At 40.1% G+C, this 12354-nt stretch carries 10 protein-coding genes and 1 other annotated feature; all 10 genes read left to right on the forward strand.

The window, feature by feature from the left end; translation table 11 throughout:
- Positions 1 to 96: 96 nt before the first annotated feature.
- The 10 genes from rpmG to rpoC all read left to right on the forward strand — a co-directional run bounded on the left by rpmG (position 97) and on the right by rpoC (position 12216).
- Positions 97 to 243: a 50S ribosomal protein L33 gene (gene rpmG, locus QNH48_RS00725; protein WP_095250636.1), complete on the forward strand. Its 147-nt coding sequence runs from the start codon at positions 97 to 99 to the stop codon at positions 241 to 243.
- Positions 244 to 292: 49 nt separating this feature from the next.
- Positions 293 to 475: a preprotein translocase subunit SecE gene (gene secE / locus QNH48_RS00730; protein WP_283953390.1), complete on the forward strand. Its 183-nt coding sequence runs from the start codon at positions 293 to 295 to the stop codon at positions 473 to 475.
- A gap of 280 nt (positions 476 to 755) precedes the next feature.
- Positions 756 to 1289: a transcription termination/antitermination protein NusG gene (gene nusG, locus QNH48_RS00735; protein ID WP_283953391.1), complete on the forward strand. Its 534-nt coding sequence runs from the start codon at positions 756 to 758 to the stop codon at positions 1287 to 1289.
- A gap of 193 nt (positions 1290 to 1482) precedes the next feature.
- Positions 1483 to 1908 (forward strand): 50S ribosomal protein L11, encoded by a 426-nt coding sequence (gene rplK, locus QNH48_RS00740; RefSeq protein ID WP_026565509.1) that lies wholly within the window; start codon positions 1483 to 1485, stop codon positions 1906 to 1908.
- Between the two features lie 227 nt (positions 1909 to 2135).
- Positions 2136 to 2834: a 50S ribosomal protein L1 gene (gene rplA / locus QNH48_RS00745; protein ID WP_095250633.1), complete on the forward strand. Its 699-nt coding sequence runs from the start codon at positions 2136 to 2138 to the stop codon at positions 2832 to 2834.
- Between the two features lie 52 nt (positions 2835 to 2886).
- Positions 2887 to 3033 (forward strand) — a sequence feature (ribosomal protein L10 leader region).
- Between the two features lie 33 nt (positions 3034 to 3066).
- Positions 3067 to 3567 carry a 50S ribosomal protein L10 gene (gene rplJ / locus QNH48_RS00750; RefSeq protein WP_133371717.1) on the forward strand — a complete coding sequence of 167 codons (501 nt, stop codon included), beginning with the start codon at positions 3067 to 3069 and terminating at the stop codon, positions 3565 to 3567.
- Between the two features lie 55 nt (positions 3568 to 3622).
- Entirely contained in the window at positions 3623 to 3982 is a 360-nt protein-coding gene (gene rplL / locus QNH48_RS00755) for a 50S ribosomal protein L7/L12 (protein ID WP_095250631.1), read from the forward strand.
- A 140-nt stretch (positions 3983 to 4122) separates the two neighbouring features.
- Positions 4123 to 4722: a class I SAM-dependent methyltransferase gene (locus QNH48_RS00760; protein WP_283953392.1), complete on the forward strand. Its 600-nt coding sequence runs from the start codon at positions 4123 to 4125 to the stop codon at positions 4720 to 4722.
- Positions 4723 to 4986: 264 nt separating this feature from the next.
- Complete coding sequence (gene rpoB / locus QNH48_RS00765; protein ID WP_283953393.1) at positions 4987 to 8547, forward strand: DNA-directed RNA polymerase subunit beta; 3561 nt, start codon at positions 4987 to 4989, stop codon at positions 8545 to 8547.
- A gap of 69 nt (positions 8548 to 8616) precedes the next feature.
- Positions 8617 to 12216, forward strand: a complete 3600-nt coding sequence (gene rpoC / locus QNH48_RS00770) for a DNA-directed RNA polymerase subunit beta' (protein WP_133371720.1) — start codon at positions 8617 to 8619, stop codon at positions 12214 to 12216.
- Positions 12217 to 12354: the final 138 nt, after the last annotated feature.

Raw genomic sequence — 12354 nt, forward strand, 5'->3', positions numbered from 1 at the left:
ATTTGAATGAACACGCACGCGCATGCTGTTGACAATAATTAGGGGTCATGTTACATTTTTAAAGATATAAAAGATGGATATTGAAGGTGTCGAATTATGAGTAAAAAGATTATTCTGGCATGTGCTGACTGTGGGTCACGTAATTACACTACGAATGCAAATCAGTTACAATCAGAACGATTGGAATTAAAAAAATATTGCAAAACATGCGCCACCCATACAATCCACCGAGAAACAAAATAATTTTTATTCATACAAGCAATGTTATTCCGATAGTTGGAGGGTTACAGATATGCTACGCTTAAAGAAATTCTTCAGTGATGTTTTACGTGAAATGAGAAAAGTTAGTTGGCCGAAACGCAAGGAACTAACTCGCTATACCATTACTGTTATTACAACAGTTGCTTTTTTTGCAATATTTTTTGGAGTAGTCGATTTAGGAATTTCGGAATTGATTCGAGTTATCCTTGAATAATAAAAGGTATTTCATGGTATAATGGTGAATAATAAAGCAGTTATTTATGTAAAGCCCGTCTGACGGGTTTTTTCATTTGTCTAGAACGAAAAGCGGAAGCGCCTTGAATAAGGAAAATGTAGTTCTATTTTTCCTAGGGGCGGCAGGCGTAAGACGAGCCGGCATAAAGTTTGTTCTTTATCCTTCTTGTCGGATTGGCTTATGACCCCTAGGCGCTGGAGCTAGCCAAATAAATTTTTTTATAAAAGTACGGGGAGGGATGGACGTTTAGTCCTCTTGAATGGAAAAAAATTGGTATGTTTTACATACTTACTCAGGTTATGAAAATAAGGTCAAAGCAAATCTAGAAAAACGTGTTGAATCAATGGGTATGACGGATAAAATCTTCCGTGTAGTAGTGCCTGAAGAAGAAGAGACAGAAATAAAAAATGGAAAAACGAAAGTAGTGAAAAGAAAAGTATTTCCAGGCTATGTACTTGTTGAAATCGTCATGACAGATGATTCGTGGTATGTTGTCCGGAATACTCCAGGTGTAACTGGATTTGTTGGTTCTGCTGGAGCAGGATCTAAACCAACTCCACTTCTGCCTGAAGAAGTAGTTGTCATCCTAAAACGCATGGGCGTTGATGAGAAGCGCATCGATGTAAACTATGAAATTGGCGAAACAGTTCGGGTAAAAGAAGGTCCATTTATGAACTTTACAGGAACAGTAGAAGAAATGGATAAAGACAAGGCAAAACTTAAAGTTCTCGTTAATATGTTTGGCCGGGATACCCCGGTAGAACTAGAATTTACACAGATTGATAAGTTGTAAATTAAAGAATTATTAATAGTAATTTGAAAAAAACTTGAAATCATTTTTAAAAAGTGGTAATATTTCATAGGTCAGTATGTCTCTTGTGAGACTAGACTTTTGATAAGATCTTTATCTTTATATAAAGACAGATACCTGAGTGGGAGGGCAAAAACCCTATTACCACATCACGGACTTTAAGGAGGTGTGTCTCGTGGCTAAAAAAGTAATTAAAGTTGTTAAATTACAAATCCCTGCTGGGAAAGCGAATCCTGCACCACCAGTTGGACCTGCATTAGGTCAAGCCGGTGTTAATATTATGGGATTCTGTAAAGAATTTAACGCTCGTACAGCAGATCAAGCTGGATTAATCATTCCTGTTGAAATCACGGTTTTTGAAGACCGTTCATTTACATTTATTACGAAAACTCCTCCTGCTGCAGTTCTTTTGAAAGTAGCAGCTGGAATCCAGTCTGGTTCTGGTGAACCAAACCGTAATAAGGTAGCAACAGTTAAGCGTAATACAGTACGCGAGATTGCGGAACAGAAAATGCCTGACCTAAACGCTGCAAGCGTTGAAGCAGCAATGCGCATGGTTGAAGGTACTGCTCGCAGCATGGGAATCGTTATCGAAGACTAATCCATGCAAACTGTTTTTGTAATGAAGGGGGTTGCGTAATTGCGCAACCTTTATTCGTGGCAAGCTGCGGCGCCTAGCCCCTCGGGGTCATAAGTCAATCCGTCCAGAAGGTAAAGAACAACCTTCTAGCCGGCTCGTCTTATGCCTGTCGGGGCTGGACAAGGCGCCTCCGCTTTTATAGGTGGGAGTTATTAAACGTTAAAACCACAATCTAGGAGGAAATAAAAATGGCTAAAAAAGGTAAGAAGTATTTAGAAGCTGCTAAGCTTGTTGATAACACAAAAGCTTATCCAGTTGCTGAAGCAATCGAACTTGCAAAGCAAACTAATTATGCTAAATTTGATGCAACACTTGAAGTTGCATTCCGTTTAGGTGTAGACCCTAAGAAAGCTGACCAGCAAATCCGTGGTGCAGTAGTACTTCCAAACGGAACTGGTAAAACTCAACGCGTTTTAGTATTCGCGAAGGGTGAAAAAGTGAAAGAAGCAGAAGCTGCTGGTGCAGATTATGTTGGCGATGCAGAATACATCACTAAAATCCAACAAGGTTGGTTTGATTTTGACGTAATCGTTGCAACTCCTGACATGATGGGTGAAGTGGGTAAACTTGGTCGTACTTTAGGACCAAAAGGTTTAATGCCAAACCCTAAAACAGGTACAGTAACATTTGATGTAACTAGAGCTATTAACGAAATTAAAGCAGGTAAAGTTGAGTACCGTGTAGATAAAGCTGGAAACATCCACGTACCTATCGGTAAATCATCTTTCGAAAACGAAAAGCTTGTTGAGAACTTCAAAACTGTGTTCGAAACAATGGTTAAAGTTAAACCTGCAGCTGCAAAGGGAACATATATGAAGAATGTAACAGTTACTTCAACTATGGGACCTGGCGTGAAGGTTGATCCTTCATCTGTAACAGTTAAGTAATTTTTTACCAATTGACAAATATAGATACATTTTATATAATCTATTTTGTTGTTTAAATAAAACATTTGTACTGAAGACAGCAGGTGCGAGCATTCGCTTAATTCCCTGCCGAGGTAATGCGATAGAATTGGCTGAAATCTTCGGCTATTGTATGCACCTCCATGTCTGACTATTGATATGGAGGTTTTACTTTGCCTGGTATAAATGTAGAGAATCTACAGGAGGTGTAAAGATGAGCAGCGCAATCCAACAAAAAGTTCAAATCGTTGATGAAATTACAGCTAAGTTAAAAGCTAGTGTTTCAACAATCGTAGTTGACTACCGTGGTCTGACTGTTGCTGAAGTAACTGAACTTCGTAAGCAACTTCGTGAAGCGGGTATCGACTTCAAAGTTTACAAAAACTCTATGGCTCGTCGTGCAGCTGATGCAGCTGAACTTTCAGAGTTAAATGCAGCATTAACTGGTCCGAACGCAATCGCGTTCAGCACGGAAGATGTAGTAGCACCTGCAAAAATTCTTAATGACTTTGCGAAAAAGCACGATGCACTAGAAATTAAAGCTGGTGTAATCGAAGGCAATGTAGCAACAGTTGAAGAGGTTAAAGCACTTGCAGAACTACCTTCACGCGAAGGCTTGCTTTCTATGTTACTCAGCGTACTACAAGCTCCAATCCGCAACCTTGCTCTTGTTACAAAAGCAGTTGCAGAACAAAAAGAAGAACAAGGCGCGTAAGCTAAAGCTTATGGCTTAACAAATAACGGAATGAAAACTAAGGAGGAACATTAAAATGACTAAAGAACAAATCATTGAAGCGGTTAAATCTATGACTGTTTTAGAACTTAACGACCTAGTAAAAGCAATCGAAGAAGAATTCGGCGTAACTGCTGCTGCACCAGTAGCAATGGGCGGAGCGGCTGTAGCAGCTGTTGAAGAGCAAACTGAATTTGATGTAATCCTAGCTAGCGCTGGCGATCAAAAAATCAAGGTTATCAAAGCTGTACGTGAAATCACTGGTCTTGGTCTTAAAGAAGCAAAAGACCTTGTTGACAACACTCCAAAAGCTGTTAAAGAAGGCGTTTCTAAAGAAGAAGCTGAAGAACTTAAAGCTAAACTTGCTGAAGTTGGAGCAAACGTTGAAGTTAAGTAATAACCTTATAGAAAAGCTCGCTGTATAAGCGGGCTTTTTTTCGATACTTAAAAGCGGATGTGCCTAGGCGGCTTCCGCGAGATATTTGTTTTTTTCCTCAGGTAACCTCATTAATGAACACTCCTCAGGAGGTGAGCTTATTGTCTGAACATTACTATTCTCGTACACAAAAGGTTGAAAGTGAACCGAAATTTTGGGACTTTACTTTAAGGAGTCAGTTATTTCGTTTTAAAACTGATAATGGAGTCTTTTCAAAGAAGGAAGTAGATTTTGGCTCTCGCTTATTAATAGAAGCTTTTGAATTGCCAAATGTGGAAGGATCTGTTCTGGATGTAGGCTGCGGATACGGTCCAATTGGCCTTTCGATTGCGAAAAATTATCCAGAGCGCATTGTACATATGATTGATGTAAATGAACGGGCGATTGAATTGTCAAAAGCTAACGCTGAGCAAAATGCCGTATACAATGTTGAAATTTATGAAAGTGACACTCTGATAAACGTAAAGGAATTTAATTTTGCGGCTATTTTAACAAACCCGCCTATTAGAGCAGGTAAAAAGACGGTCCACGATATTTTTGAACAAAGTTATGAGCATTTAGTCACCGGTGGTGAGCTTTGGATTGTCATTCAAAAGAAACAAGGTGCACCCTCTGCTCTCGAAAAATTAAAAGAACGATTTACTACAGTTGAAACGATTGACAAGTCTAAAGGTTATTTTATTATAAAGGCAGTAAAATAGTTGACTTGAATTTGTCAAGTGTGTTAGCATTATAAAATGCCATCATAATATTTTCCGAATTATTCCTGAAAATACTTAATTTATAAGTATAAAACATGTTTAAGTCGGAAAAGATGACAAAATAATAGTCAAAATGTGAAAATGTGGTTTTTAAGAAATAAAAACCCTTTTTCTTTTTTTGTCTAATGGAGGAACTCCTTTTGTTCCTTTCATAAGACCAAAATATATGTTTTATAAAAACGCTTGATTTGAGGGGTGAATCAGTTGACAGGTCAACTAGTTCAGTATGGACGACACCGCCAACGAAGAAGTTACGCACGAATCAGTGAAGTTTTAGAATTACCAAATCTTATTGAAATCCAAACCTCTTCCTATCAATGGTTTCTTGATGAGGGTTTGCGTGAAATGTTCCAGGATATTTCACCGATTGAAGACTTTACTGGTAACCTATCACTAGAATTTATTGATTACAGCCTTGGCGAACCGAAGTATTCTGTTGCGGAATCGAAAGAACGAGACGTTACATATTCTGCACCATTGCGTGTTAAAGTACGTCTTGTAAACAAAGAAACAGGCGAAGTAAAAGACCAAGATGTTTTTATGGGCGATTTTCCACTCATGACTGAAACGGGAACGTTTGTCATTAATGGGGCGGAACGTGTTATCGTTTCCCAGTTAGTACGTTCACCGAGCGTATATTTTAGTGGAAAACTTGATAAAAACGGAAAAAAAGGATTTACAGCTACTGTAATTCCGAACCGCGGCGCTTGGCTTGAATATGAAACAGACGCCAAAGATGTCGTATATGTCAGAATAGATCGTACTCGGAAACTGCCCGTTACGGTTCTTTTGCGTGCACTTGGCTTCGGATCTGATCAAGAAATCATTGAACTGATCGGAGATAATGAGTACATTCGAAATACTCTAGAAAAGGACAACACTGAGGGAGTAGAAAAAGCGCTTCTGGAAATTTATGAGCGTCTGCGTCCAGGTGAACCTCCAACCGTTGAAAACGCAAAGAGTTTATTGGTTTCAAGATTCTTTGATCCAAAGAGATATGACCTTGCCAATGTAGGTCGATATAAAATAAATAAAAAGCTTCATATAAAAAATCGTTTGTTTAATCAGCGTCTTGCTGAATCACTTGTCGATCCTGAAACAGGTGAAATTATTGCAGAAAAAGGGACACTTTTAGACCGAAGAAATCTGGATCGAATTATCCCTGCTTTGGAAAAGGATATTAATTTTAAAGGCTTTAATCCAGCTGGTGGTGTAGTACAGGAAGAAATCATTCTTCAAGGAATAAAAATCTATGCGCCAAATGACGATGGTGAAAAGGTTATTAATGTGCTGGGCAATGCTTATGTTGCAGAGCCGATTAAAAACATTACACCTGCTGATATCATTTCATCTATCAGTTATTTCTTTAACTTACTACACGGTGTCGGCGATACAGATGATATTGACCATTTAGGAAACAGACGTCTTCGTTCTGTTGGCGAATTACTTCAAAATCAGTTCCGAATTGGTTTGTCACGTATGGAACGTGTGGTTCGTGAAAGAATGTCCATTCAAGATACCGCTACGATCACACCACAGCAGTTAATCAATATTCGTCCTGTAATTGCTTCAATTAAAGAGTTCTTTGGAAGCTCTCAATTATCGCAATTTATGGATCAAACAAATCCGCTTGCAGAATTGACGCATAAGCGTCGTTTATCTGCATTAGGACCTGGTGGATTAACTCGTGAACGTGCTGGATTTGAAGTGCGTGACGTTCACTATTCCCACTATGGACGTATGTGTCCAATTGAAACGCCAGAGGGACCAAACATTGGTTTGATTAACTCACTTTCATCCTTTGCAAAAGTAAACCGTTTTGGCTTTATTGAAACTCCATATCGCCGAATTGATCCAGATACTGGAAAGGTTACAAGCCGAATTGATTACTTAACTGCAGATGAAGAGGATAACTATGTTGTAGCACAGGCGAATTCACGCCTAAGCGATGACGGTACATTTATAGAAGAAGATGTTGTTGCTCGTTTCCGCGGTGAAAACACGGTAGTAAAACGCGACCGAATCGACTATATGGATGTATCTCCTAAACAGGTAGTTTCAGCGGCGACAGCTTGTATTCCGTTCTTAGAAAATGATGACTCTAACCGTGCATTGATGGGAGCGAACATGCAGCGTCAAGCGGTACCGCTTCTGCAGCCAGAGGCACCGAGAGTCGGAACAGGAATGGAATATGTTTCTGGTAAAGACTCGGGAGCAGCGGTTATTTGTAAGCACGAAGGAATCGTTGAGCATGTTGAGGCGCGTGAGGTATGGGTGCGTCGGATTAATACTGTCGATGGTCAAGAAGTTAAAGGTGACCTTGATAAATATAAAATGTTGAAATTCATTCGTTCTAACCAAGGAACCTGTTATAATCAACGCCCGATTGTTGCGGTGGGCAACCATGTAACAAAAGGGGAGATTCTAGCGGATGGTCCTTCTATGGAACTGGGTGAACTAGCTCTAGGTCGTAACGTTTTAGTTGGCTTCGTTAACTGGGATGGCTACAACTATGAAGATGCGATTATTATGAGTGAACGTCTTGTAAAAGATGATGTATATACTTCTATTCATATTGAAGAATATGAGTCGGAATCACGTGATACAAAACTTGGACCAGAAGAGATTACCCGTGATATTCCAAATGTAGGGGAAGATGCCCTTCGGAATTTGGATGAGCGTGGAATTATTCGAACTGGTGCTGAGGTAAAAGATGGCGACTTGCTTGTTGGTAAGGTAACTCCTAAGGGCGTTACAGAACTTACTGCTGAAGAACGTCTATTGCATGCAATCTTCGGAGAAAAAGCACGTGAAGTTCGTGATACGTCTCTAAGAGTTCCACATGGCGGAGGCGGTATTGTCCTCGACGTTAAGGTCTTTAATCGTGAAGATGGCGATGAATTGCCACCAGGTGTAAATCAACTTGTTCGTGTATATATTGTACAGAAGCGTAAGATTCATGAAGGGGATAAAATGGCAGGCCGCCATGGTAATAAAGGGGTTATTTCTCGGATATTACCAGAAGAGGATATGCCGTATTTACCAGATGGTACCCCTATTGATATTATGTTAAATCCTTTGGGCGTTCCTTCACGTATGAACATCGGTCAGGTGCTTGAGCTTCATTTAGGAATGGCAGCAAGAGCTCTTGGAATCCACGTTGCATCACCGGTATTTGACGGTGCACGTGAGGAAGATGTTTGGGGCACGATCGAAGAAGCTGGAATGGCTAATGATGCAAAAACTGTATTATATGATGGACGTACGGGTGAACCGTTTGACAATCGTGTGTCTGTGGGTGTCATGTATATGATTAAACTTGCTCACATGGTTGATGATAAGCTCCATGCACGTTCAACTGGACCATACTCACTTGTAACGCAACAGCCACTTGGCGGTAAAGCACAATTTGGCGGACAGCGTTTCGGTGAGATGGAGGTTTGGGCACTTGAAGCATACGGTGCTGCATATACACTACAAGAAATTCTGACAGTTAAATCAGATGACGTGGTGGGTCGTGTGAAAACGTATGAAGCGATTGTAAAAGGTGAAAATGTACCGGAACCAGGAGTTCCTGAATCATTTAAAGTATTAATAAAAGAACTTCAGAGTCTAGGAATGGATGTAAAAATCCTTTCTGGTGATGAAAAAGAAATTGAAATGCGAGATACGGAAGATGATGATGACTTACAGCAAGTCGATACGTTAAACATCGTTCCAGAAACACAAGCATTTGAATCTGAAAAGGTTGGTTCAAAGGAATAAAACTTAGCTGAAAGCGCCATGATGCGCTTTCAGCTAATGATTGTCTAGATAGAAAGGGAGGTAGGCCCCTTGCTGGATGTTAATAATTTTGAGTATATGAAGATTGGTCTGGCATCACCAGATAAAATCCGTTCATGGTCTTTTGGAGAAGTGAAAAAGCCAGAAACCATTAACTATCGTACATTGAAGCCTGAAAAGGATGGTTTATTCTGTGAGAGGATTTTTGGTCCTACAAAGGACTGGGAATGTCACTGTGGAAAATATAAACGCGTCCGTTACAAAGGTGTAGTGTGTGACCGATGTGGTGTTGAAGTAACACGAGCAAAGGTTCGTCGTGAACGTATGGGTCATATTGAGCTTGCAGCTCCTGTCTCTCATATATGGTACTTTAAAGGAATCCCTAGCCGAATGGGATTAGTTTTAGATATGTCTCCAAGGGCATTAGAAGAAATTATTTATTTTGCTTCTTATGTTGTAACAGAATCAGGCGATACAGCTCTTGATAAGAAACAACTGTTATCAGAAAAAGAATATCGTGCATACCGTGAAAAGTACGGAAATAAATTCCAAGCTGCTATGGGTGCTGAGGCAATTAAGAAGCTTCTATCTGATATCGATTTAAATAAAGAAGTTGACGCATTAAAAGAAGAATTAAAAACAGCCCAAGGTCAGCGTCGTACTCGTGCAATTAAGCGCCTTGAAGTGTTGGAAGCATTCCGTAACTCTGGAAATGAACCATCATGGATGATTCTTGATGTTCTTCCTGTTATTCCTCCAGAACTTCGTCCGATGGTACAGTTGGATGGAGGAAGGTTCGCTACATCTGATTTAAATGATTTATACCGTCGAGTAATCAATCGGAATAATCGTTTAAAGCGTTTGTTGGATCTTGGGGCACCAAGCATTATCGTTCAAAATGAGAAGCGGATGCTTCAAGAGGCAGTAGATGCACTCATTGATAATGGTCGTCGCGGCCGTCCGGTAACAGGCCCAGGTAACCGTCCATTAAAGTCACTTTCCCATATGTTAAAAGGGAAGCAAGGTCGTTTCCGTCAAAACTTACTTGGTAAACGTGTTGACTACTCTGGCCGTTCCGTTATCGTTGTTGGTCCAAACTTAAAAATGTACCAATGCGGTCTTCCAAAAGAAATGGCTCTTGAATTATTTAAGCCATTCGTAATGAAGGAACTAGTAGAAAAAGGTTTAGCCCATAATATTAAATCTGCTAAGCGTAAGATTGAAAGAGTTTCTCCTGAGGTTTGGGATGTCCTTGAAGATGTTATCCGTGAGCACCCAGTTTTATTAAACCGTGCCCCAACACTTCATAGATTAGGGATTCAGGCATTTGAACCAACACTTGTTGAAGGAAGAGCGATTCGCCTTCATCCTCTTGTATGTACTGCATACAATGCGGACTTTGACGGTGACCAAATGGCTGTTCACGTTCCACTTTCATCTGAAGCACAAGCAGAAGCTAGACTGTTAATGCTTGCTGCCCAAAACATTTTGAACCCTAAAGATGGTAAGCCGGTTGTTACACCTTCTCAGGATATGGTACTAGGTAACTATTATCTAACTCTTGAAAGAGAAGGCGTTGTCGGAGAGGGTATGATTTTTAAAGATACAAATGAAGCGTTAGTTGCATATCAAAATGGCTATGTTCACCTACACACTCGTGTCGCTGTCCATGCTGGTTCATTAGGAAATGAAACTTTGACAGAAGAACAAAATAATAAATTACTGATTACAACGGTTGGTAAACTAATATTTAATGAAATTCTTCCTAAATCTTTCCCGTATATCAATGAACCTACTAGACAAAACTTAGAGGTTGAAACCCCAGCAAATTACTTTGTTGAAAAAGGTGAAGATGTTAGAGCTAGAATTAAAGAAATGCCATTAGTGGATCCGTTCAAGAAGAAAATCCTTGGTAATATCATCGCAGAAGTATTTAAGCGATTCAAAATTACTGAAACGTCTAAAATGCTAGACCGTATGAAGGACTTAGGATTTAAATACTCTACAAAAGCAGGTATTACCGTCGGTGTTGCTGATATCGTCGTATTACCGGAAAAGCAAGAAATTCTTCACGAGGCACAAAGTAAAGTAGATAACGTTATGAAGCAGTTCCGTCGCGGTTTAATAACTGAGGACGAACGTTATGATCGCGTTATTGCTATATGGAGTGCTGCGAAGGACACCATTCAAGGAAAACTAATGAAATCCTTGAATAAAACGAATCCGATTTTCATGATGAGTGATTCCGGAGCCCGTGGTAATGCATCTAACTTTACGCAGCTTGCGGGTATGCGTGGATTGATGGCCAACCCGGCTGGACGTATCATTGAGTTACCAATCAAGTCAAGTTTCCGTGAAGGTCTGACCGTTTTGGAATACTTTATTTCTACACACGGTGCTCGTAAAGGTCTTGCTGATACTGCCTTGAAAACGGCTGACTCTGGTTACTTAACACGTCGTCTCGTTGACGTAGCACAAGATGTTATTGTCCGTGAAGATGATTGTGGAACGGATCGTGGTTTATTAATCCGTTCATTGAAAGATGGTACCGAAGTTATCGAGGGATTGGATGAACGCTTAATTGGCCGTTATGCTCGTAACCCAATTAGACATCCTGAAACGAAGGAAGTCCTAGTACCTGAAAATGGACTTATCACTGAGGACCTTTCTGAAATAATCGTGGGAGCTGGAATTGAAGAAGTTAAAATTCGTTCTGCCTTTACATGTAATACCCGTCATGGTGTATGTAAGAAGTGTTATGGCCGTAACCTGGCTACAGGTCAAGAAGTTGAAGTTGGGGAAGCAGTTGGAATCATTGCTGCCCAATCAATTGGTGAACCTGGTACACAGTTAACAATGCGTACATTCCATACTGGCGGTGTTGCAGGAGACGATATCACTCAAGGTTTACCACGTATTCAAGAAATATTTGAAGCGCGTAATCCTAAAGGGGTTGCGGTTATTTCTGAAATTGATGGTGTGGTTGTTGGAATTAATGAAGGTCGTGATCGCCAGCATGAAATTATTGTTCAAGGTGAGATTGAATCACGTACTTATAATGCTCCATATACAGCACGCTTGAAAGTGGCAGTTAATGATCCAATTGTCATGGGTCAGGAATTAACAGAAGGTTCTATTGATCCTAAAGAGTTAATCAAGGTAAAAGACGTTAATGCTGTTCAAGAATATCTGTTACGTGAAGTTCAAAAGGTTTACCGTATGCAGGGTGTTGAAATTGGCGATAAGCACGTAGAAGTAATGGTTCGTCAAATGATGCGTAAGGTCCGCGTAAGTGATGCGGGTGAAACAGATGTACTTCCAGGGACTCTGTTAGATATCCACCAATTCACAGATGCAAACGAAAAAGCATTGTTAGCTGGAAAATTACCTGCTACAGGTCGTCCAGTATTACTCGGTATTACGAAAGCGTCGCTTGAAACAGATTCATTCTTGTCTGCCGCATCCTTCCAAGAAACAACAAGAGTTCTTACTGATGCAGCAATTAAAGGCAAGCGCGATGAATTGCTAGGCTTAAAAGAAAATGTTATCATCGGTAAGCTTGTTCCAGCAGGAACAGGAATGCAGCGCTACCGCAAAGCAGAGCCTGTTTTAAGGGACACGACTTCTGAAGAAACAGTAACAATTGATTAAAAGTTAACATTATGCGGTACTCGCCAAGTGAGTGAGTACCGCGTTTTAAAGAATATCCACATTTGCACTATGAAATAAAAATTCGTAACAATTGTTGACAACTATTTTAGAAGATGGTAATATATCAAAGGTGCTCCT

Origin of the sequence: Neobacillus sp. YX16, assembly GCF_030123505.1 — a bacterium.
Lineage (GTDB): Bacteria > Bacillota > Bacilli > Bacillales > Cytobacillaceae > Neobacillus.

Excerpts from the sequence above, each read along its gene's own strand:
- rplL (WP_095250631.1), top strand. The coding sequence starts at position 3,623 with ATGACTAAAGAACAAATCATTGAAGCGGTTAAATCTATGACTGTTTTA.
- rplA (WP_095250633.1), top strand. The coding sequence starts at position 2,136 with ATGGCTAAAAAAGGTAAGAAGTATTTAGAAGCTGCTAAGCTTGTTGAT.
- secE (WP_283953390.1), top strand. The coding sequence starts at position 293 with ATGCTACGCTTAAAGAAATTCTTCAGTGATGTTTTACGTGAAATGAGA.
- rplJ (WP_133371717.1), top strand. The coding sequence starts at position 3,067 with ATGAGCAGCGCAATCCAACAAAAAGTTCAAATCGTTGATGAAATTACA.
- nusG (WP_283953391.1), top strand. The coding sequence starts at position 756 with ATGGAAAAAAATTGGTATGTTTTACATACTTACTCAGGTTATGAAAAT.
- rpmG (WP_095250636.1), top strand. The coding sequence starts at position 97 with ATGAGTAAAAAGATTATTCTGGCATGTGCTGACTGTGGGTCACGTAAT.